Origin of the sequence: Sinomonas terrae (genome assembly GCF_022539255.1) — a bacterium.
Taxonomy (GTDB): Bacteria; Actinomycetota; Actinomycetes; order Actinomycetales; family Micrococcaceae; genus Sinomonas; species Sinomonas terrae.
Genome location: NZ_JAKZBV010000001.1, coordinates 1,248,290 through 1,269,943, shown reverse-complemented (window position 1 = coordinate 1,269,943; position 21,654 = coordinate 1,248,290). Strand labels below are relative to the sequence as shown.

The 21,654-nt window shown below is 67.5% G+C and carries 20 protein-coding genes; 9 read left to right on the top strand and 11 right to left on the bottom strand.

The window, feature by feature from the left end; genetic code table 11:
- Positions 1 to 16: 16 nt before the first annotated feature.
- The 3 genes from L0M17_RS05910 to L0M17_RS05900 all read left to right on the top strand — a co-directional run bounded on the left by L0M17_RS05910 (position 17) and on the right by L0M17_RS05900 (position 2,521).
- A complete protein-coding gene (locus L0M17_RS05910; RefSeq protein ID WP_241052826.1) occupies positions 17 to 925 on the top strand; it encodes a glutamate ABC transporter substrate-binding protein in 909 nt (302 codons plus the stop codon).
- Positions 926 to 995: 70 nt separating this feature from the next.
- Entirely contained in the window at positions 996 to 1,643 is a 648-nt protein-coding gene (locus L0M17_RS05905) for an amino acid ABC transporter permease (protein WP_241052823.1), read from the top strand.
- Complete coding sequence (locus tag L0M17_RS05900) at positions 1,640 to 2,521, top strand: amino acid ABC transporter permease (protein ID WP_241052816.1); 882 nt, start codon at positions 1,640 to 1,642, stop codon at positions 2,519 to 2,521. The genes L0M17_RS05905 and L0M17_RS05900 overlap by 4 nt, the downstream gene beginning before the upstream one ends.
- Before the next feature lie 19 nt (positions 2,522 to 2,540).
- On the opposite strand, the gene dapE is transcribed toward L0M17_RS05900, so the two are convergent.
- Positions 2,541 to 3,671 (bottom strand): succinyl-diaminopimelate desuccinylase, encoded by a 1,131-nt coding sequence (gene dapE / locus L0M17_RS05895; protein WP_241052813.1) that lies wholly within the window; start codon positions 3,669 to 3,671, stop codon positions 2,541 to 2,543.
- Positions 3,672 to 3,731: 60 nt separating this feature from the next.
- Between dapE and dapD the strand changes: the two genes are divergently transcribed.
- Together dapD and L0M17_RS05885 are read left to right on the top strand one after the other, a co-directional pair.
- Positions 3,732 to 4,751 carry a 2,3,4,5-tetrahydropyridine-2,6-dicarboxylate N-succinyltransferase gene (dapD, locus tag L0M17_RS05890; protein ID WP_241052808.1) on the top strand — a complete coding sequence of 340 codons (1,020 nt, stop codon included), beginning with the start codon at positions 3,732 to 3,734 and terminating at the stop codon, positions 4,749 to 4,751.
- A 66-nt stretch (positions 4,752 to 4,817) separates the two neighbouring features.
- Positions 4,818 to 5,669, top strand: a complete 852-nt coding sequence (locus tag L0M17_RS05885; RefSeq protein ID WP_241052803.1) for a hypothetical protein — start codon at positions 4,818 to 4,820, stop codon at positions 5,667 to 5,669.
- Between the two features lie 15 nt (positions 5,670 to 5,684).
- Here the strand turns inward: L0M17_RS05885 and L0M17_RS05880 are convergent, their stop codons facing one another.
- Positions 5,685 to 6,296, bottom strand: a complete 612-nt coding sequence (locus L0M17_RS05880; protein ID WP_241052801.1) for a hypothetical protein — start codon at positions 6,294 to 6,296, stop codon at positions 5,685 to 5,687.
- Positions 6,297 to 6,344: 48 nt separating this feature from the next.
- Positions 6,345 to 6,917, bottom strand: coding sequence for a TetR/AcrR family transcriptional regulator (locus L0M17_RS05875; protein ID WP_241052799.1), 573 nt, complete (start codon positions 6,915 to 6,917; stop codon positions 6,345 to 6,347).
- 116 nt (positions 6,918 to 7,033) lie between these two features.
- Between L0M17_RS05875 and galE the strand changes: the two genes are divergently transcribed.
- Positions 7,034 to 8,050, top strand: coding sequence for a UDP-glucose 4-epimerase GalE (gene galE / locus L0M17_RS05870; protein ID WP_241052797.1), 1,017 nt, complete (start codon positions 7,034 to 7,036; stop codon positions 8,048 to 8,050).
- Between the two features lie 306 nt (positions 8,051 to 8,356).
- Here the strand turns inward: galE and L0M17_RS05865 are convergent, their stop codons facing one another.
- The 3 genes from L0M17_RS05865 to fdxA all read right to left on the bottom strand — a co-directional run bounded on the left by L0M17_RS05865 (position 8,357) and on the right by fdxA (position 11,269).
- Entirely contained in the window at positions 8,357 to 9,640 is a 1,284-nt protein-coding gene (locus L0M17_RS05865) for a citrate synthase (protein WP_241052794.1), read from the bottom strand.
- A 112-nt stretch (positions 9,641 to 9,752) separates the two neighbouring features.
- A complete protein-coding gene (gene dapC, locus L0M17_RS05860) occupies positions 9,753 to 10,943 on the bottom strand; it encodes a succinyldiaminopimelate transaminase (protein ID WP_308196817.1) in 1,191 nt (396 codons plus the stop codon).
- Positions 10,944 to 10,945: 2 nt separating this feature from the next.
- Positions 10,946 to 11,269 (bottom strand): ferredoxin, encoded by a 324-nt coding sequence (gene fdxA / locus L0M17_RS05855; protein ID WP_043125416.1) that lies wholly within the window; start codon positions 11,267 to 11,269, stop codon positions 10,946 to 10,948.
- A 210-nt stretch (positions 11,270 to 11,479) separates the two neighbouring features.
- On the opposite strand from fdxA, the gene L0M17_RS05850 reads away from it, so the two are divergent.
- Positions 11,480 to 11,731 carry a putative acetyltransferase gene (locus tag L0M17_RS05850; protein ID WP_241052791.1) on the top strand — a complete coding sequence of 84 codons (252 nt, stop codon included), beginning with the start codon at positions 11,480 to 11,482 and terminating at the stop codon, positions 11,729 to 11,731.
- Between the two features lie 16 nt (positions 11,732 to 11,747).
- On the opposite strand, the gene L0M17_RS05845 is transcribed toward L0M17_RS05850, so the two are convergent.
- Positions 11,748 to 13,022 (bottom strand): MFS transporter, encoded by a 1,275-nt coding sequence (locus L0M17_RS05845; RefSeq protein ID WP_241052788.1) that lies wholly within the window; start codon positions 13,020 to 13,022, stop codon positions 11,748 to 11,750.
- 66 nt (positions 13,023 to 13,088) lie between these two features.
- On the opposite strand from L0M17_RS05845, the gene L0M17_RS05840 reads away from it, so the two are divergent.
- Positions 13,089 to 13,580 carry a helix-turn-helix domain-containing protein gene (locus tag L0M17_RS05840; RefSeq protein ID WP_241052784.1) on the top strand — a complete coding sequence of 164 codons (492 nt, stop codon included), beginning with the start codon at positions 13,089 to 13,091 and terminating at the stop codon, positions 13,578 to 13,580.
- A 452-nt stretch (positions 13,581 to 14,032) separates the two neighbouring features.
- Here the strand turns inward: L0M17_RS05840 and typA are convergent, their stop codons facing one another.
- On the bottom strand, positions 14,033 to 15,958 hold the full coding sequence (typA, locus tag L0M17_RS05835) for a translational GTPase TypA (RefSeq protein WP_241052779.1): 1,926 nt from the start codon (positions 15,956 to 15,958) through the stop codon (positions 14,033 to 14,035).
- 214 nt (positions 15,959 to 16,172) lie between these two features.
- The gene (locus tag L0M17_RS05830) at positions 16,173 to 17,948 is read right to left on the bottom strand and encodes an ABC transporter ATP-binding protein (protein ID WP_241056322.1); all 1,776 of its coding nucleotides are present in this window, start codon (positions 17,946 to 17,948) and stop codon (positions 16,173 to 16,175) included.
- Positions 17,949 to 18,136: 188 nt separating this feature from the next.
- Between L0M17_RS05830 and L0M17_RS05825 the strand changes: the two genes are divergently transcribed.
- Positions 18,137 to 18,760, top strand: coding sequence for a PH domain-containing protein (locus L0M17_RS05825; protein ID WP_241052776.1), 624 nt, complete (start codon positions 18,137 to 18,139; stop codon positions 18,758 to 18,760).
- A 28-nt stretch (positions 18,761 to 18,788) separates the two neighbouring features.
- Here L0M17_RS05825 and L0M17_RS05820 read toward each other — a convergent pair whose 3' ends face one another.
- Entirely contained in the window at positions 18,789 to 20,003 is a 1,215-nt protein-coding gene (locus L0M17_RS05820) for an ABC transporter permease (RefSeq protein WP_241052773.1), read from the bottom strand.
- 1 nt (position 20,004) lies between these two features.
- Positions 20,005 to 21,534 carry an ABC transporter permease gene (locus L0M17_RS05815; RefSeq protein ID WP_241052771.1) on the bottom strand — a complete coding sequence of 510 codons (1,530 nt, stop codon included), beginning with the start codon at positions 21,532 to 21,534 and terminating at the stop codon, positions 20,005 to 20,007.
- Positions 21,535 to 21,654 lie beyond the last annotated feature (120 nt).

Here is a 21,654-nt window from a genome sequence, read left to right as displayed (position 1 = left end):
ACCAGAAAGGAATACTGTGGCACTCTTCCGCACCAAGAAGGCCATCTTCACCGCCGCAGCCGCGGCGTTCGCGCTCACGCTCAGCGCGTGCGGCTCGGGATCGGGCGGCTCCGGATCGGGCGGCTCATCCGAGCCCTCGGCATCCGCACCGTATTCGGTCGCCTCAAACGTCTCGCTCTCCGGGAGCCCGACGTTCGACAAGATCAAGTCGAACGGCAAGGTTCGCATCGGTGTCAAGCAGGACCAGCCCGGCCTGGGCTTCATGGACGCGGCGACGGGACAGTACAGCGGGTTCGACATCGAGATCGCGAAGTGGATCGCGGCGTCGCTCGGTTACAGCGCCGACAAGATCGAGTTCAAGCCGATCCCGTCCGCCAACCGTGAATCCGCCATCCAGAACGGCGATATCGACTACTACGTCGGCACGTACTCCATCACGGACTCGCGCAAGAAGCAGGTCGACTTCGCGGGCCCGTACTTCATCACCGGGCAGGGCCTGCTCGTGAAGAAGGACAACACGACCATCAACAGCGAGAAGGACCTCCCGGGCAAGACCGTTTGCTCCGCGACCGGTTCCACGCCGCTGCAGAACATCCAGAAGAACTTCCCGCAGACCAAGTCGCAGTCGTTCGACACCTACTCCCAGTGCGTCGATGCGATGAAGAGCGGCCAGGTCGACGCGGTCACGACCGATCAGGCGATCCTCTTGGGCTACGCCGCCCAGGACCCGGACAACCTCAAGGTCGTGGGCCAGCCGTTCACCACCGAGAAGTACGGCGTGGGCGTGACGAAGGGCGATACGGCCCTGCGGAAGTTCATCAACAACATGTTCACCAACGGCAAGGACACGTGGCAGAAGATCTACGACTCGACCCTCGGCAAGTCGGGGACGAAGGTCGAGCAGCCGGCCGTCGACAACTACTGATCGATCGGCGGCGGGCGGGGCGCACGATGCCCCGCCCGCCGTGGGTTCGCCCTCGAAAGCGAAGGCTCACGTGAATACCCTCCTCAACAATCTCGACGTCTTCACGACCGGGTTCCGCACCACGGTCCTCCTGTTCGTCGTGTCGGGATTCTTCGCCCTGATCCTCGGCACCGTAATCGGCGCCATGCGGGTCTCTCCCATCCCGGCCCTCCGCGCGTTCGGCACGCTCTACGTCAACATCGTCCGCAACACTCCCCTGACGCTGATCCTGTTCTTCTTCGCGTTCGGCTACCCGAAGCTGGGCCTCCCGGAGATCGACTTCACGGTCTCGGCCATCGTCGGGCTCAGCCTGTACACGGCCAGCTACGTCGCCGAAGTCCTGCGCTCCGGCATCAACACTGTTCCGGTGGGGCAGGCTGAAGCGGCGCGCGCGATCGGCCTGCCGTTCCTGCAGACGCTCATGCTCGTCGTGCTGCCGCAGGCGTTCCGCTCGGTGCTCCCGCCGCTCTTCAGCGTGCTCATCGCGCTCCTGAAGAACACAACAGTCGCGGCGGGCTTCTCGGTCTACGAGGCGGGCGCCATCCGTGCGTACCTGGCCGAGCGCGGCGAGCCAGCGCTCGTCGTCCTCCTGTGGGTCGCCTTCTTCTTCGTGATCCTTGTCCTCATCCTCGCGCAGCTCCAGCGCTACTTCGAGAAGAAGTGGAAGGTGGCCCGATGAGTTCGGTCCTCTACGACGCCCCGGGCCCGAAGGGCCGTACCCGGCACCTCGTCTTCGGCATCGTCTCGACCCTGGTCGTCCTCGCGATTATCGCGTTCGTCCTCTGGCGGTTCCTCGCGACCGGCCAGTTCAGCGCGCAGAAGTGGCAGATCTTCTCGTTCCCGCGCGTGCAGCAGACCCTCGTGAATGCCGCTGGCGCGACGCTGTCAGCGTTCGGTGTGGCCGCCGTCGGCAGCCTGGTCCTCGGCCTGGTGCTTGCGGTGGGCAGGCTCTCCGAACACCCCTCAGTCTCGCGCCCATTCCACTGGTTCACCGAATTGTTCCGCGCCATTCCGGTGCTCATCCTGATGATGCTGCTGTACTACGGCCTCCCGCCCGCCCTAGGCCTCAGGTGGCCGCCGTACCTCGCCGTCGTCGTCGCCCTCATCCTCTACAACGGCTCGGTGCTCGCCGAAGTGTTCCGCGCCGGCATCGAGGCCCTGCCCAAGGGGCAGCGCGAAGCCGGCCTCGCAATCGGGCTGCGCAAGTCGCAGGTGATGGGGAGCATCCTTCTTCCGCAGGCGGTGCGGTCGATGCTGCCCGTGATCATCTCCCAGCTCGTCGTGACCCTGAAGGACACCGCACTCGGGTTCATCGTGACGTACAACGAGATCCTGTTCCAGGCCAAGTTCTTCGGCTCGCAGGTCCAGTACGGAAGCCCGATCATCCCGTCCGCGCTCGTGGCGGGCGTGCTCTACGTCGGGATGTGCCTCATCCTCTCGGGACTCGCGAAGCTCGCCGAGCGTCAACTGCGCCGCAGCCAGAAGGTCTCGGGCCCGCGGCGAGGCGCTCCTATCGGCGCAACCCAGGCGGCACAGGGCGCGGCAGAGACGATCTGAGCGGCCTGCTCGTGAAGGTCTAGGCGGTCAGCCAGTCGCGGAGGGCGCGGAAGCACTCGCGCACGTCCTCAGCGGAGACGCGCTCGTCGTCCTTGTGGGCGAGCAGGGCGTCGCCCGGACCGAAGTTCACCGCCGGCACACCGAGCTCACTGAAGCGCGCGACGTCGGTCCAGCCGTACTTCGGCTTGGGCTCGCGGCCGACGACGGCGACAAACGCTGCCGCTGCAGGGTGCGTCAGTCCCGGGCGGGCGCCCGCGGCCCCATCCGTGCGGACAACGTCGAAGCCCTCGAGCAGCTTCCGCACGTGGGCTTCGGCGTCGTCGGGCGTCTTGTCGGGGGCGAAGCGGTAGTTGATCTCGACCGTGCAGCGGTCCGGAATGACATTGCCGGCGGTGCCGCCCGTGATGCGGACGGCGTTGAGGCTCTCGCGGTAGTCGAGGCCGTCGACGTTCACCGTCGCGGGCTCGTACTCGGCGAGGCGGGCCAGGATCGGGGCGGCGGCGTGAATCGCGTTCCGGCCCATCCAGGCCCGAGCGGAATGCGCCGCCTCCCCCACGGTCGAGGCCTCAAGGCGCATCGTTCCGTTGCAGCCGCCCTCGACCGTGCCGGCCGTGGGCTCGAGGAGGATTGCGAAATCACCCCGGAGGAGCTCCGGCATCGCCCGAGCCAGTCTGCCGAGCCCGCTCTTGGTCGCCTCGACCTCTTCGTGGTCGTAGAAGACGAAGGTGACGTCCCTGCTCGGGCGCGGGGCGCCGTCGTCCGCACCAAAGAGCGCTGCGGCTAGCGCGAGCTGGACCGCGACGCCGCCCTTCATGTCGGTCGCACCCCGACCCCAGAGGATGCCCGCGCCCGGCTCGCCATCCCACGACGAGGGCACTGTGCCCCGCGCGCCGTCGGCCGTGGGAAGCGGAACGGTGTCGAGGTGGCCTGCGAGGATGACGCGTTCTCCGCGGCCGAGCTCGGACCGGGCAACGATCGCGTCGCCATCGCGGCTCATGCGGAGGGCCGGGAGCGCCTTCAGGGCGGACTCGACGGCGTCCGCTATCCCCCGCTCGTTCCCCGAAACGCTCTCAATGTCGATGAGGGCGGCGGTGAGGAAGGACACGTCCTGGGAGATGTCGAGCGTCGCTGGAGTCACGCGAGCAAGCATAGCCCCGCACGGCAAGCCTGCTTTCGGCTCGCTGAGACCCCTCTCGATAGACTTGGGCCCATGACTGAAACCTCCGCCGCACCCCGCTCTGCCCACGGCTTCGGCCTTGCCACGATCGCCGTCGGGACCGGGGCGGACGGCGCCGAAGAGGCGGCCGTCCTCGACGTCTGGTACCCCTCCCCCGCGCTCGGCACCGCCGCCGAGCACCTGAGGGACGAAGCGGTCGTAGATTCGGCTCCCGCCGAGCTCGTTGCAGCCGCCGAAAACGGTATCGACGCTGACCGTGGCACAGAGACCAAGGTTGTCTTCGTGCAGATCGACCTCGACCAGCCGCCCGCCGACACCGCGGACGCGTATCTCCGCCTGCATCTGCTCTCGCACCGGCTCGTCCAGCCCAACACCGTCAACCTCGACGGGCTCTTCGGCAAGCTCCCGAACGTCGTCTGGACCAACTTCGGCCCCTGCCATCCCGCCGGCTTCGAGTCGACCCGCGCCCGCCTCCGCCGCCGGGGGGCTGTGACCGTGTACGGCATCGACAAGTTCCCGCGCATGGTGGATTACGTCGTCCCGTCCGGGGTGAGGATCGCCGACGCCGACCGCGTTCGGCTCGGCGCCCACCTCGCCGAGGGAACTACCGTCATGCACGAGGGTTTCGTGAACTTCAACGCCGGCACTCTCGGGACCTCAATGGTCGAGGGGCGCATCTCGGCAGGGGTCGTTGTCGGAGACGGCACCGACGTCGGGGGCGGCGCGTCCATCATGGGGACCCTCTCGGGCGGCGGCAAGGAGCGCATCTCGCTCGGCGAGCGGGTCCTGCTCGGGGCGAACTCCGGCGTCGGAATCTCGATCGGGGACGATTCCGTGGTCGAAGCCGGCCTCTACGTGACGGCTGGCACGCGGGTCAGGATCAGCGGCTTCAAGGACGCCTTCGGCGAGAACGCGGAGAAGGTCGTCAAGGCCATCGAGCTCTCCGGCCAGCCGAACCTCCTCTTCCGCCGCAACTCGACGAACGGCCAAGTGGAGGTCCTCCCCCGCAGCGGACAGACGGTCGAACTCAACGAGGCGCTCCACGCCAACTGATTCACACCCGCCTGCAGAAGCAGCGTAGGGCCCTCGTGGGGCCCGCGCTGAGCAAGGAGCCCCGCCTTGGCCTTGGCCCGCACCGTGCGACGCTGGCTCACGCTCGTCGTCGCCCTCGTGCTCGCCGGGACCGGCATCTACATCGCCTCGACTGTGCTCAATCGGGGTGAGGCGCCGATCGTCGAAGGCTGCACGGCCCTCCTGAACGGCAACGAAGAGAGCCTTGCCACCGATCAGGCCGCCAACGCCTCGCTCATCACCGCAATCGCCGTGCGACGTGGGCTGCCGGCCCGCGCTGCGACCATAGCCATCGCAACTTCGATGCAGGAAGCGAAGCTCCGCAACATCAATTACGGGGACAAGGCCGGCCCCGACTCGCGCGGACTGTTCCAGCAGCGGCCCTCGCAAGGTTGGGGCAGCGAAGAGCAACTGATGGACCCGGTCTATGCGACAAACGCGTTCTACGACGCGCTCGTCAAGGTTCCCGGATACGAGTCGCTGAGTGTCACTGATGCGGCCCAGAAGGTGCAGCGCTCCGCCTACCCCGAGGCGTACTCACAACACGAGGACCTCGGCCGGGCCTACGCTTCCGCGCTCACCGGCAATTCCGAGGCCTCGCTCAACTGCACGCTCCGGAAGCCCGACGCCGCTGGCGACCCGTCCGCCGTCAGGTCGGCGCTCGAGGAGGACTATGGGCAATCGGCTGTCGGCGTCGTCGCCGGCAAGACCGTATCGGTCCAAGCCTCGGGGCCCCTCGCGTGGTCGGTTGCCCAGTGGGCGGTCGCGAATGCAAAGGGGCTGGGCGTGACGCGTGTCCAAGTGGACGGCCAAGCGTGGGTCCGCGACGGCAACAAAGGGTGGAGCGACGCCCAGAACCCTCCGGGCGTCGTGATCATCACGGTCGCCGACGCGCCCTGAGAACCGCCCGTCTCGCTAGACGAGGATCTCGAGAACCGGCTCCAAGAAGCTCCGGAAGGTCTCGGCGTCGTCCACGAGCGACTGGCTCATGATCACCTTGTCGCTCGTGACGAGCCAAGCCCTGTCCTCGGCGAGGGGAAGCTCGATGATCCTGAGGTCGAAGTCCTTCGCAAGAGGACCGACCTCAAGCTGCCGTCCCGCCACCATCTCCTGCAGGATTCGATGGTCTCCCCGGGCCTCCCGCCGCGCCTCGAGCCGCTCATACTCTGCACGTCTCTCGCGCGCCCAGGTGAAGGCGCTCCCGAAATGGGCTTGGAGGGATCGTTGGAGCGCGGGCGTCGTGCTGAACTCCGTGAAGTCGGGCGGGCTGACATCCGGGACGGCGTCCGGCGCATCCCCGACGAGGCCGGCCCACCATTCCTCCCACTCGCGGCGCAGCGCCTCGACGCCGCCTACGTGCTGCGTGAGCTGGTGGTGGTCACACTCACGGATGCGCGGTTCGACCGGGGCGAGCGGAGGAAAACCTGCCCCCGCCAGCCCCGCATTGTCCTTGAGATAGAGGGCGAGCAGCATTGGGTCAGACGTGTCGATCGTGACACGCCACCCAGGCCCCGCTGTCTGGTGCATGGTATCGGCTCCTTGCGTCCCATCAGCACCTTCCAGTGTATTCCCGCCTCAGGCAATCGGGAGCCGCCCTAGGGTATCCGCTTGGGCCTGCACGACGGCGATGCACAGGTCCGCATCGAGCCACCTGCCGTGGACCAAAGCGTGGAGCGAGAGGCCTTCCGCCGTTGCAAGGAGCCGCTCGGCCTCGGCCACGAGCTCGTGAGGCTCCATCCCCGGGAGCACGGCCAGGACCGAACGGCCGACGGCGGCCGCGATCCTGGCGTGGGCAGAGTCTGCCACCTCGAGCAGGGACTCGTCCGTCCGGGCCGCGAAGCGGAAGGCGCTGAAGACGCAAAGGTCGACGGCGCGGTCCAAGTCAAGCGGAAGGAGTTGGCACAGCTGGGCTACGACGCCGTAGGCGTCCTCGACGCGCCGGACGACGTCGTCGGCAACCGCGCCGAATGCGTGGACGCGGAGATCCTCCGCTGTCTCGAAGTAGTGCCGCACTGAACCGACGACGAGGCCCGCCTCCGCGGCGACCTCTCGCAGGGACACGCGGGCAAGACCGTCCGCGGCCACGATCCGCTTGACGGCCTCGACAATCTCACGACGGCGCGCGGCCGCGTCGACGAATCTGGGCACCTGTCCTGTCTAGCACACGCGAGCGTCCCATCCGTGCCCGGCCACGAGCACCCATCCCACGAGCGGCCACCTCCGCCACGACGAGCGGCCACCTCCGCCGCCCGTAGGATAGACGCATGCGAATCCTTGTGACCGGCGGCACCGGCTACATCGGCTCCCACACGGTTCTGACACTCCTGGAGGGTGGTCATGACGTTGTGGTGGTGGACAACCTCTCGAACTCGAGCGAAGAGTCGCTCCGGCGGGTCGGCGAGCTGGCTGGCCGCGACGCGGCCTTTGTCAAGGCCGACATCACGGACGAGGCCGCCCTCGACGCAATCTTCGGCGAGCACTCCCCGGAGGCCGTGATCCACTTCGCGGGGCTCAAGGCTGTGGGCGAGTCTGTGGCGATTCCGCTGGACTACTACTTCAACAACGTCGCTGGCACGATCGCGCTACTACGCACCATGCAGCGCCGCGACGTACGCACCATCGTCTTTTCCTCCTCAGCCACCGTCTACGGAGAGCACAACCCGACGCCCTACATCGAGAAGATGGAAATCGGGGCCATGAACCCCTACGGGCGGACGAAGGAGCAGATCGAGGACATCCTGAGCGACCTCGGCGCTTCGGACGAGCGGTGGCACATAGCACTGTTGCGCTACTTCAACCCCGTGGGTGCGCACCCTTCGGGGCAGATCGGCGAAGACCCGCAGGGCATCCCCAACAACCTCGTCCCGTTCATCGCCCAGGTCGCTGTCGGCCGGCGGGAGAAGCTCATGGTGTTCGGCGGCGACTATGACACGCCCGACGGCACATGCCAGCGCGACTTCATCCACGTCGTCGACCTCGCCGAAGGCCATGCTGCCGCCCTGCGGTACCTAGAGGGCCACGCGGGCGTCTTCCGCTGGAATCTTGGCTCGGGCAGGGGAACCTCGGTACTGGAGATGGTGCACGCCTTCGAGGCCGCAGTCGGCGCACCGATCCCATACGAAATCGCAGCACGGCGCGCCGGGGACCTGCCCGCCTTCTGGGCCGATCCCTCCGCCGCCCTGCACGACCTCGGCTGGTCCACGACGAAGACTGTGGCCCAGATGTGCGAGGACCACTGGCGGTGGCAGAAGAACAATCCGATGGGCTACCGCGCCCCCTAACCACCGTCTCGGGTACAGATAGTCCCCCGCCACGACGTCTCGGGTACAGATAATCCCCCCGCTCGTCCTTCCGGTACGCGAACGCACCCCGAAAAACAGACGACGCCGGCCCTCGCCTTCCATGGAAAGGCGAGGGCCGGCGTCGTCGTACCCGCAACGATTAGGGAGGCGGATATCCGTACCCGAAACGATCAGGGAAGCGGATATCCGTACCCGAAACGATCAGGGAAGCGGATATCCGTACCCGAAACGATCAGGGAAGCGGATATCCGTACCCGAAACGGATGAGGGCGGGGAGGGGGTCCGTCAGCGGGCCGGGTAGTCCCTCTGTGCCTCCCCGACGTAGAGCTGCCGCGGGCGGCCGATCTTCGTCTGGGGATCCTTGATCATCTCCCGCCACTGGGCGATCCAGCCCGGGAGGCGTCCGATCGCGAAGAGCACCGTGAACATCTTCTCCGGGAAGCCCATCGCCTTGTAGATGAGGCCAGTGTAGAAGTCGACGTTCGGGTAGAGCTTCCGCTGGATGAAGTAGTCGTCCGCGAGGGCCTTCTCCTCGAGGCGCATGGCGATATCGAGGAGCTCGTCGTTGCCACCGAGCTTCGAGAGGACCTCGTGGGCGGTCGCCTTGATGATCTTCGCGCGCGGGTCGTAGTTCTTGTAGACCCGGTGCCCGAAGCCCATGAGGCGGACGCCGTCTTCCTTGTTCTTGACCTTCTCCATGTAGTCCTCGGGCTTGATGCCCTCGGACTGGATGCGCCGGAGCATGTTGAGGACGGCCTCATTCGCACCGCCGTGCAGCGGGCCGAAGAGCGCGTTGATGCCTGCGGAGATCGAAGCGAAGAGGTTCGCATTCGCCGAGCCGACGAGTCGGACGGTCGACGTCGAGCAGTTCTGCTCATGGTCTGCGTGCAGCACGAGCAGAAGGTCGAGGGCCTTGACCACGAGGGGATCGAGCTCGTACGGCTCGGCCGGAAGGCCGAAGCACAGCCGGAGGAAGTTCTCCACGAGGTTCATGGAGTTGTCCGGGTACAGGAGCGGCTGGCCGATCGACTTCTTGTGTGCATACGCGGCAATGACGGGGAGCTTCGCCATGAGCCGGATGGTCGAGAGCTCGACCTGCTCCTCGTTGAACGGGTCAAGCGAGTCCTGGTAGAACGTCGACAGCGCCGACACCGCCGAGGACAGGACCGGCATCGGGTGAGCGTCACGCGGGAACCCGGCGAAGAAGCTCTTGAGCTCCTCGTGCAGGAGCGTGTGGCGGCGGATCCTCTGGTCGAAGCTCTCCAGCTCCGACGGCGTGGGGAGGTTTCCGTAGATCAGGAGGTAGGAGACCTCCAGGAAGCTCGAGTGCTGGGCCAGCTGCTCGATGGGGTATCCGCGGTAGCGGAGGATGCCCTCGTCGCCGTCGATGAAAGTGATCGACGAAGTGGTCGCCGCAGTGTTCATGAAGCCAGGATCGAAGGTGACAGCACCTGTCTCCTTCAGAAGCTTCGACACGTCGTAGCCGTCGTTGCCTTCGACCGCGGCAATGCGGGGCAGGGTCAGCTCCCCGCCTTCATGGCGCAGGGTGGCACCGTTCTTCTCAGTCATGGTTCCCCTTACATGGGTAGCTCGCAACATTCCAAAACTACTCCCGACCGCTCGCACGGAACGAATCGGCGCCGGGTGCGACGCGGGACGGGAGCTGCGCGCCAGCCCGAGACTAGGACTGCGTGAGCCGCTCGACGGCGGCGTCGATCCGCTCGTCGCTCGCGGTGAGCGCCACACGGACTCGGCCCGCGCCGTCGTCCCCGTAGAACACCCCCGGCCCGACGACGATGCCGCGCTCCGCGAGGCGAGCCACGGTACTCCAGGTGTCCTCTCCCGCGCTGCACCACAGGTAGAGGCCGGCTTCCGAATGGCTGATCTTGAGTCCGAACGCTTCGAGCGCCGGGATGAGACGCTCGCGGCGAGCGCGGTACCGGTCCTTCTGGGCCTCCACATGGGCGTCGTCCCCGAGCGCCACGCGAAGCGCCTCCTGCACCGGGAAGGGCAGGATCATACCCGCGTGCTTGCGGCTGTTCACGAGGTTCGGCATGAGTTCCGGAGCGCCCGCGACGAACGCGGCGCGATACCCGGCCAGGTTCGACTGCTTGCTGAGCGAGTAGACGCTCAGCAGACGGCTGAAGTCGCCGCCGCTGACACGCGGATCGAGCACCGAGGGCACAGCCGCACCGCCGCGCTGGACGTCCCACTGTCCCCAGCCCAGCTCGGCGTAGCACTCGTCCGAGGCGACGACGGCGCCGAGGCCGCGGGCGTCGTCGACGACGGCGCGCAGCTCGTCGACCCCACGCACGGCACCTGTCGGATTGCCGGGCGAGTTGACCCAGACGAGCCGCACGCGGGAGCGGGTCGCGGAATCGAGTTCGTCGAGGCTGTCGGCAGCGACAGCGATTGCCCCGGCGAGGCGAGCGCCGATGTCGTATGTCGGGTAGGCGACGCGGGGACGTACAACGACGTCGCCCGCACCGAGGCCGAGCAGGAACGGGAGCCAGGCAACGAGCTCTTTCGAACCGACGGTCGGCATGACCGCCTGTTCGTCGAGGCCCGCGACTCCCCGGCGGCGGCCGAACCATTCGACGACCGCCTCGCGCACCGCCTGGGTGCCGTGGACAGTCGGGTATCCGGGCGCGTTCGCAGCGGCCCGGAGCGCGTTCTGGACGAGCTCCGGCGTCGGGTCGACGGGGGTGCCGATGGAAAGGTTGACGACGCCGCCCTCATGGGACCGCGCGGTCTCGAGATAGGGCGCCATGGCCTCCCAGGGGTAATCGGGGAGGTCTAGCCCGAAAGCCCGCTCGGTCCCGAGGCCAGTCCGACTCCCGCTCGCGTCAGCCGCGCCGCTGCCCTGCTGCACGCTCAGGCTTGGTTCTGCGGGGGCAGGGCCGCGACGAGCGGGTGATCCTTGCCGGTGTTGCCGAGCTTGGCGGCGCCGCCGGGAGAGCCCAGATCGTCGAAGAACTCGACGTTCGCCTTGTAGTAGTCGGCCCACTCGTCCGGGACGTCATCCTCGTAGTAGATGGCCTCGACCGGGCACACGGGCTCACACGCGCCGCAGTCGACGCATTCGTCCGGGTGGATGTAGAGGGACCGCTCACCTTCGTAGATGCAGTCGACCGGGCACTCCTCGACGCAGGCCTTGTCCTTCACATCCACGCACGGCTGCGCGATCACATATGTCACTGCTGCACCTTCTGACGACTCGGTGATGGGGGGACGCCCAGCGTCCCCGGCGGAACGAGCCTATTATCATCCCGCGCAACCGCGCCAATCCAGCCAGTCCCACTGCCGTGGACCGACCCGGCGGCAGCCCTGTCATATCCCGTCACACGGAGTAGCATGTGGCCTCGCCGTTTTCGCGATGGGCCCAGCCCCGAGACCTACGATGGTGCGGTGCCTCCGACCCAGCGCCCCGCCGACGTCCTCCGTTCGCTGCCGCTCGGGACGCGCGTCGTCGTCCGCTATCGGATCGAAGGCGGCTTCACCGATGCGTTGGGCGACCTCGCAGGGCTGGACGACGTCGAGGCCGTGATCGCGACCCGGCGGGGTGCCACGAAGGTCCCCCTCGCCGTCGTCGTCGCGGCGAAGGCCGTCCCGCCTCCCCCGGCTCCCCGCGGCCCGCGCGGTCCTCGCGAGCGGGCCTAGGCCGCCGGGAAGAGGCTCACTCCCCTTGGGCGTCGGGGAGCCGCCGGAGCCGGAAGAACGGCCCGGTGGCGACGGGGACGCACGCGAGAAGCTGTCCCACGATCCCGACCCACAGGGTCGGGGCGATGCCGAGCTGTCCCCCGAGCCAGCCGCCAACGAGGCTTCCAATCGGCATGACGCCCCACACGAGGCAGCGAATCGATGCGTTCATGCGCCCAAGGAGCCTGGGCGGGCAGACGCGCTGCCGCATGCTCACCTGCATGACGTTGAAGACGATGATTCCAAAGCTCATGACGAACTCGCCCGCGCTGAGGAGGCCGAGCGCGAGCGGGCCCGGCCCTGCCGCGAGCGCGATCGGGAAGAGCACGACGGCGGCCCCGCCCACCGTGAGCCCGAGCGGCAGGAGCGGCCCCTCGCCGAGGCGGGAGGCGAGGCGCGGGGCGGCGAGTGCCCCGAGCAGGCCGCCGACCGATCCGATAGAGAGCATGGTGCCGAACCCCGCCGGCCCGAACCCCAGCTCCCTCAGGATCACGAGGGGCATGAGAACGTAGGTGATCGACGAGAACAAGTTGCCGATGGCAGTGCTGAGGACGACGCGGCGGATGAGCGGATGCCCCACCACGAACGTGGCCCCCTCGCGGATCTCGCGCGAAAGCCTGCTGCCCTCCACCCGCTCGGGCTTGACCTCCGAATCGCTCACTCGCAGTAGGCACAGCGCCGAGACGAGATAGCCGAGGGCTTCGCCGGCGAACAGCAGCGGGGCGCTCACCACGGTGAGGATGAAACCGCCGAGCGCCGGGCCGCCGAGCCGCGAAACCTGGGCCGTGGCCTCGAGCTTCCCGTTGGCATCGGCGACGAGTTCGCGGTCCACGAGCACTGGTACGTAGCTCTGATAGGACACGTCGAAGAACACGGTGGCCACACCGACCACCGCCGCTACGGCGAAGAGGTGCCACATCTGCAGGACGCCGGCCCACCACAGGAGCGGGACGGCGAGCATGGCTGTCATGCGGACGAGGTCCGCGCGGATCATGGTTCGCCGCTTGAGCCAGCGATCCACCCAAGCCCCAGCGGGAAGGCCGACCACGAGGAAGGCCGCCATCGACGCGGCGTTGAGCACCCCGAGGTCCATTTCGCTGGCACCGAGAAGGCTCACCGCGAGGACCGGGAGAGCGAGCTGGCCGAGCTGCGCGCCAAGCTGGGAGACCCCTTGCCCCGCCCAGAAGACGAGGAACGCCGGGCGCCTCGTGAGCGGCACGACGACGGCCGGTCCGGCGGATGAGGCGCGCATGCCGCCAGTGTGCACTTCTGATTGGGAAGTGTCAATCACTCGCATTCGGATCTGTAGAGTGGTGGCATGCCATCGTCCGACGACGTTGCGAAGGGCCGGGCGCTCAGTTCACCGCTGCGCCTGCGCATCCTGCGCCTGTGCCTGCACCACTCACGCACGAACAAGGAGATCGCGGACCTCCTCGGTCTCAACCCCGCTTCGACACTTCACCACGTGCGCACGCTCGTCGCGACGGGATTCCTAGAGCCGCAGGACGAGCGGCGCGGGCGACGGGGAGCCCGCGAGGTGCCGTATCTCGCGACCCGCCGCTCATGGGGGCAGCGCGTGGACGACGTGGCGCCCGTGCTCATCGAGACGTTCGTCCAGGAGACCGCGGCCCTCGATCCCGAGGACATCGAGGTCTGGCGCCTCGGCCTCATGCTCAACGCGGAGCACCAGGCGGAGCTCATGGCGAAGCTCCGGGCCGTCGTCGACGAGTATGTCGCGCTCCCGAGCGATCCCGACGGGCACGCAACCTCACTCATGATCGCGCACCACAGGGACCCCACGGCCGACTAGGTGCGGCCCCAAGCCTGACGCGCCGTCACCTCTGCTGGGTTGAACCGCGCAAAGGTGACGGGGCAACGGGACAACACCCCGCAAAGGTGACGGGGCAACGGGACGACACCCCGCAAAGGTGACGGCGCGACGGGACAACACCCCGCAAAGGTGACGGGGCAACGGGACAACACCCCGACAAGGTGACGGGGCGACGGGACAACACCCCGCCAAGGTGACGGCGCAAGGGGACAACACCCCGCAAAGGTGACGGCGCGACCGGACGACCTTGGCAACGAAAAGCGGACGACGCCGGGTGTGCACCCGCCGTCGTCCGCTTGGGCTCGTGGCTCCCCTGGCTTGGGCTCGTGGCTCCCCTGGCTTGGGCTTTTTGCTCCCCCGCTTGGGCCTGTTGCTCCCCCGCTTGGGCCTGTTGTGCTCCCCTGGGAACCAAACCCCTCGGGGGCGAGGGGTCAGGCGCGGGCGCGGGCCCGGTTCGCCTTGAGGCGCTCGTTCGCGTCGAGGATGACCTTGCGGATGCGGATGTCCTCGGGCGTGATCTCGACGCACTCATCCTCGCGCGCGAACTCGAGGGACTCCTCGAGCGTGAGCGTGCGCGGCGGGGTGAGGCCCTCGAAGTTGTCGGCCGTGGAGGAGCGCATGTTGGTGAGCTTCTTCTCCTTGGTGATGTTGACGTCCATGTCGTCGGCGCGTGAGTTCTCGCCCACGATCATGCCCTCGTACACCTCGGCCGTCGGCTGGACGAAGAACGTGCCCCGCTCCTGGAGGTTGATCATCGCGAACGGGGTCGCGACGCCGGAACGGTCGGCTACGAGCGATCCGTTCGTGCGGTACTCGATCTCGCCGGCCCACGGCTCGTAGCCCTCGGAGATCGACGACGCGATGCCGGCACCGCGCGTGTCCGTGAGGAACTTCGTCCGGAAGCCGATGAGGCCACGGGACGGGACGATGAACTCCATGCGGACCCAGCCGGTGCCGTGGTTCGCCATGTTCGTCATACGGCCCTTTCGCGCTGCGAGGAGCTGCGTGACGGCGCCGAGGTACTCCTCGGGCACGTCGATGGTCATGTGCTCGGTCGGCTCGAGAACGTGGCCGTCGACCTTCTTGGTGACTACCTGGGGCTTGCCGACGGTGAGCTCGAAGCCCTCGCGGCGCATCTGCTCGACGAGGATCGCCAGCGCGAGCTCGCCACGGCCCTGGACCTCCCAGGCGTCGGGACGCTCTGTCGGGAGGACGCGGATCGAGACGTTGCCGATGAGCTCCTTGTCGAGGCGGTCCTTGACCTGGCGGGCGGTCACCTTCGCGCCCTTGACTCGGCCGGCGAGCGGCGACGTGTTGATGCCGATCGTCATGGAGATGGCCGGGTCGTCGACCTTGATGAGCGGGAGGGGCTGCGGGTTCTCGATGTCCGTGAGGGTCTCACCGATCGTGATGTCCTCGATGCCGGCGACGGCGACGATCTCGCCGGGACCTGCGGACTCGGTGGGGACGCGCTCGAGGGCCTTCGTGGCAAGCAGTTCGGTGACCTTGACCGGCTTGATCGTGCCATCATGACGCGCCCAGGCGACCTGCTGGCCCTTGCGGAGGGTGCCGTTGTAGATACGCAGGAGCGCGAGGCGGCCCAGGAACGGCGAGGCGTCGAGGTTCGTGACGTGCGCCTGGAGGACGCCCTCAGGATCGTAGGTCGGGGCCGGGATGTGCTTGACGATCGTCTCGAAGAGCGGTTCGAGGTTGTCGTTGCCCGGAACGGTTCCGTCGGCGGGCTGCTCAAGCGACGCAGCACCCATCTTGGCGGCCGCGTAGACGACCGGGACGTCCAGGACCTTGTCGAGGTCGAGATCGGGGACCTCGTCGGCGAGATCCGAGGCGAGGCCGAGCAGGAGGTCCATCGTCTCGCTGACAACCTCTGAGATGCGGGCGTCCGGCCGGTCCGTCTTGTTGACGACGAGGATTACCGGCTTGTGCGAGGCGAGGGCCTTGCGGAGCACGAAGCGGGTCTGCGGGAGGGGGCCCTCCGAGGCGTCCACGAGGAGGACGACGCCGTCGACCATCGACAGGCCGCGCTCGACCTCGCCGCCGAAATCAGCGTGGCCCGGGGTGTCGATGACGTTGATGAGGATACCGCCGGGCTCCCCCACCTCGGCGGCGGCCGGACCGGCGTACTGCACCGTCGTGTTCTTGGCGAGGATGGTGATGCCCTTCTCGCGCTCGAGATCGCCCGAGTCCATCACCCGGTCCTCGATCTCGCCGTGGGCGGCGAACGAGTTGGTCTGCTTGAGCATGGCGTCGACAAGCGTCGTCTTGCCGTGGTCGACGTGAGCGACAATGGCGACGTTGCGGAGGTCGGTGCGGAAGACAGTGGACACGGTTTCAGACATACGCTTTGGGCTCGATTCGGTGGGTCGCGATGGTCCGGCGCCGGGCATCGAGAGGACGCGCTGGCGGCACAACGGAACAGACCCTCGGAAGGGCCAGCACATCTAGTTTACGCTCTCCCCCAAGCCGCCGAGTCCTCGGTGTACTTTTGATGGCCACGTCCCGCAGGTTGTCACCCGCGGGACGTGGCCATCAGACGAGATCCAGGCGAGCGCGTCAGTCGATGCCGCTCGCGAGCAGGAGCTCCCGCAGCTCGCGGCGCTCGCGCTGCTTCTCCGGATCCGGAAGCGGCACCGCGGCGAGCAGCCGCTGTGTGTAGGCCTCCTGCGGATTGCGGAGGATCGCATCGCGCGAGCCCTGCTCGACGATCCGTCCGCGCTGCATGACGCAGATATGGTCGGCGAGGACGTCGATGACCGCGAGGTCGTGCGTCACGAAGAGGGATGCGAAGCCGAGTTCCTTCTGGAGGGCCTGGAACAGCTCGAGGACCTTGGCCTGGACCGAGACGTCGAGGGCCGAGGTCGGCTCGTCCGCAACCATGAGCTTCGGCTTGAGCGAGAGGGCGCGAGCGATTCCCACGCGCTGCTTCTGGCCGCCCGAGAGCTCGTGGGGATAGCGGTTGCGATAAGACCTCGGGAGCTCGACCTGGTCGAGCAGCGTCTCGACGCGCTTCTGGAGGTCCGCGCCCTTCGCGACTCCCGCGAGGTACATGGGCTCGCCGATCGACTCGCCGATCGGAAGACGGGGATTGAGGGACGACGACGGGTCCTGGAACACCATGCCGACCGAGCGGCGGATCTCGTGGAGCTCCTTCGAGTTCTTCTTGAGGCGTGAGATCTCCCGGCCGGTGACCTGGAGCGAACCTTCCGCGACGGGGAGAAGGCCGACGGCGGCACGGCCGATCGTCGTCTTGCCGGAACCCGACTCCCCCACGAGGCCCACGACCTGCCCCGGGTACACGACGAGGTTCGCGCCCTCGACAGCACGGAACGCCGGGACGCGGCCCTGCTTGGGGTACTCGATCGCGACGTCCTTGAGCTCGAGCACCGGGGCGCCGCGGCGTTTCGCCTCCGCCTCGGCCGCCTCGGCGAGGGCGGCACGGTTCTCCTGCTCGCGGTGGGCGAGCTCCGCGGCGTCGACCGCCTCGAGCTCAGCGCCAGTCGCAGCGGCCAGCGCTGCAGTGATGTCGACCTCAGCCTCCGCCTCCGAACCCTGACCGAGGTGTGGCACCGCGGCAAGAAGCGCCTGGGTGTACTCGTGCTGCGGGTTGCCGAAGATCTGCTCGGCCGTGCCGGTCTCCACGATCAGGCCGCGGCGCATGACGACGATGCGGTCGGCAAGGTCTGCGACCACACCCATGTCGTGGGTGATGAGGATCACGGCGCTGTTGAGCTTGTCCTTCAAATGGCGCATGAGGTCGAGGATCTCGGCCTGCACCGTGACGTCGAGTGCTGTCGTGGGCTCATCGGCGATGAGCAGCTTCGGATCGCACGAGAGCGACTGCGCAATCATCGCGCGCTGCCGCTGGCCGCCCGAGAGCTGGTGCGGGTACGACTTGAAGGCCTTCTCCGGATCCGGGAGCTCGACGAGTTCGAGCATGCGGAGGGCACGCGACTTCGCCTCATCCGGCGAGATCGGGTTGTGCAGCCGGATCGTCTCGATGATCTGGCCGCCGATCGTGTACACCGGGTTGAGGGCCGTCATCGGCTCCTGGAAGATGACCGCCACGTCGTTGCCGCGCACGCGGCGGATTGCTGAGCGGTCCTTCCCCAGCAGCTCCTGGCCGGTGAGCTTGACGCTGCCCTGCACGCGGCTGTTCGAGGGGAGAAGGTCGAGCAGCGCCATGGAGCTCGCGGACTTGCCCGAGCCTGACTCGCCGACAATCGCCAGGACCTCGCCCGCGCGTACCTCATAGTTGAGGCCGATCGCGGCAGGCACCCACTCCTTCTCGACGCCGAAGTCGACGCTCAGGTCCTTGACCTCGAGGACCATCTGGCCCTTGACGAGATCGGGGGCGACGACGGCGCCCCTCGCCGAGCGGCGCTGCCTTCCAGGCTTTCCTGCCATGCCGAGGTTCTCGGTCATCCTCTGCTCTTCCTTCCGTGCACCGTCCCTGCGGACCTTTGGCCCGCCGAGTCGGAATTCTGAAAATCAAGGGGCCGATCCTGCATGATGAGGGAATGAGCGCCCTCCACCACACCGGCCCCGTCGACGTGTTCAAAGCCCGCAGCAACAAGGTGCTCGCGATTCTCCTGTGGGTGCTCGCCGCGTTCGGACTCGTCGTGACGCTCATCCAGTCTGGCCTCGGAGGCGTCCGGTTCGTAGCACCCCTCGTGCTCCTGGCCTTCGCTGGCTGGGCCCTCTTCTGGCGACCCGCCGTCGTCGTGAGCGATGCCGGCGTCGAACTCGTCAACCCGCTCCGCGACGTCGGCGTGCCGTGGGAGGCGCTCGCCTTCGTCGACACGAGGTATGCCCTGACGCTCGGAACGGGCGCGGGGCGCTTCAGCGCGTGGGCCGCGCCCGCTCCCGGCGTCCTGGGCGCCCGCCACGCGAAGCCGGACAGCATCTCCGGCCTCCCCGCGACCAGCTATGGGCCGGGGCAGTCGGTGCGCCCCGGCGACCTCCGGCACACGGTCTCGGGCCAAGCCGCGTTCCTTGTGCGCCGCCGTTGGGCGGAGCAGGTGGAGCGCGGTGCGGTCGAAGGCGGCCTGGTCGACGAGACTCCGGTGGCCCGCGGCGCAGAGTGGTGGATCCTCGCGGTGGCCGTCCTGCTTGCCGCCGCGACGATCGCAACCCTCGCCTAGCGAGGGGACGCCGGCGCTCGCGCGCACGTCAGGGATTCCTGTCCCGCGTGGCATCGGGCGCCCCTCCGTGGGTCTCCTCGTCGGGGACGACTCCCTGTTCCGCATTCAGTGTGCCCTCGACTTCGGGGAGCGGGACCGAGACACCAGCCGCGGCGGGAACGCTCCCCTTGGCCGCGCCTTGGACCTGCCGCGATCTCGCCCTCTTCGGGTTGAACTTCTTCTGCCGGGGATCGAACGCGTCGCGCATGCCGTCGCCGATGAAGTTGATGCTGAGGCAGATGAGCACGATGAAGAGGCCCGGCCACCAGAACAGCCACGGACGGGTGGAGAAGGCCTCTTCGTTCTGCGAGATGAGCAGGCCGAGGGAGGTGTCCGGCGCCTTGACGCCGACGCCGAGGTAGCTCAGCGCGGTCTCGAGCAGGATCGCCGAGGACATGAGCAGGGTGCCGTTCACAATCACGACGCCGACGGCGTTCGGCAGAATGTGCTTGAAGATGATGCGCATGTTGGACGCGCCGGAGATGCGCGCCGCGTCGACGAACTCGCGTTCGCGCAGCGAGAGGAACTCGCCGCGCACCAGACGGGCGAGGGAGACCCATGCGACGAACCCGAGGAAGATGCCGAGCACGACGACGCCGTTGCTCGCCGCGAACTGCGCGAACCAGCTCCCGGAGTCACGCCGCCCCGCGGTCTGCGACATGACTGCCGCGAGGAGCAGCACGGGAATGATGATGATGACGTCCGTGATGCGCATGAGGACCGTCTCGACCCATCCGCGGAAGTAGCCGGAGAGGGCACCGACGACCACGCCGATGATGCCTGCAACGAGACCGATGATGATCATGATCGTGATCGACTGCTGGGCGCCGCGCATGGTCATCGCGAAGAGATCGCGCCCAATCCGGTCCTGGCCGAACGGGTGGTCGCCGAAGCTGAACGGCACGAAGGTCCACGTGGGCTGCCCGAAGTTCACGAGCGGCGTGACCTGATCGAACTTGTACTTCCACCAGCCTGGGAACGGACCCCAGCCCTCGGCGGAGAAGGCGAGGATGAAGATGGCTGCGAACACCACGAGGCCAGCGAGCGCACCGGTGTGGCCGAAGAAGCGCTTCCGGACGATCTGGCCGAGGCTGAGGCCCTTCGCCTCGACGACCGGTTCGATGCCGGCGGCGGGCTGAGCGGTGGTCGCGGCATCGCCGCGGACGGTGGCCGTGAGGTCTTCCTGTTGAGACTGCTGGCTCATGTCACTTCACCCTAACGCGAGGATCGAGCGCGGAGTACACGAGGTCCGCGATGAGGTTGAATGCCAAGGCCGTGATCGCGACGCACGCGAAGACGCCCATCACCGGGTTCGGATCGACATGCGAGATCCCCTGCAGGAACATGTAGCCCATGCCGGGCACCGAGAAGACGGTCTCGGTGATGACGGCCCCGCCGATCAGCTGACCGATGTCGAGTGCGACCACGGTCGAGATCGGGATGAGCGCGTTGCGGAACGCGTGGCGCATGACGACGGAGCGCTCGCTCGCGCCCTTCGCCCGCGCCGTGCGGATGTAGTCCGTGTTCATGACCTCGAGCATCGACGAGCGGGTGTACCGCGTGTAGCTCGCGAGGGAGATGAGGATGAGGGCGATGGTCGGCAGGATAAGGTGCGTGAAGCTGTCGAGGCCGTGCTGCCAGAAGTCGCCTTCCAGGTTCGGCGTGGCCCCACCGATCGTGGCGATGGGCCTGCCGCGGATGCTGTCGTTGTTGTAGTACTCGGGCCACGCTTGCATAAAGCGGTCGAGAAGCACCATCGCCCCTACGAGGAACGCCGTGATCCCACCGACACGCATCCCTTGGCCCCGGTCATAGCCGCCCCAGAACCAGCCAGCTGCCACGCCGACGAGAACGGTGACGAGCGCAAGGATGAAGATCATGAGGCCCGTTGCCTCATCCAGTAGCGGCTGGATGGGGAAATAGATGATCACGCCGACGAGCACGGCCGTCAGTCCCGCGTACAGGGCCCGGCGGTTCTGAAGTCCGGAGGCCAGGACGGTGACGCCGAAGGCGAGGCCCACGCCAAGGATCAGGATGAGGCCGAGTCCGAGTCCGGGGGCGCTAAACCAACGGGTCAGGCTCGCGACGATGCACACGAGCGCAACGAAGGCGAACACTATGGCGCCGTTGATGGCGCGCCGCCGTAGGGCACCAGAGGAGACCACGGCGGCGATAAGGCCCAAGACGATGCCGATGCCAAGCGAGACGGGCAGCGGGATGGTGGGATTAGCGAGGAAGTTGTTGAAGTCGATGGCGCCGAATTCCTTGAGGAGGACGGCGACCCAGAAGATCGGGAGGGAGAAGAAGAGGAAGGCCATGAACGTCACGCCATAGTCGAGGGCGCTGTACTGGCGCAGGGCCGTGACGATGCCGAGGGCGACGCCGATGAGGATCGCGAGGATGATCGCGCCCGTGACGAGGGTGAGCGTCTGGACGAGGGCTTGGCCGAGTGCCTGAGTCACCGGCTGGCCAACGAGGTTCATGCCCAGATTGCAGTTGCCGACGATGCAGCCGGCGGCTCCTCCGAGCCACTTGAAATAACGGATGGGGGCTGGGGTGCCCAGATCGAGAAGCTGAGCGCGCGCCTGCATGAGCTGCGCCGCATTGGGGAGATTGCTGGCACGCAGATCAGCGAGCGGATCTCCGGAGAGCGCAGTCAGGTTGTAGACCAGAAACGATGCGCCGAGGAGGATCAGAGCTGCGGTGATGAGGCGCCGGACGACGTAAGTCACCATGGTTTGTTGTACCTCTGGAAGTCGGCTGCCGGATAGGTAGGACGGCAGCTCGTTGGGGGCCTGGGGGCTGTACCCCGCGGTCGGCGGGGGCCCGACGGCGGGTGGCCGGTGTGCCGGGTG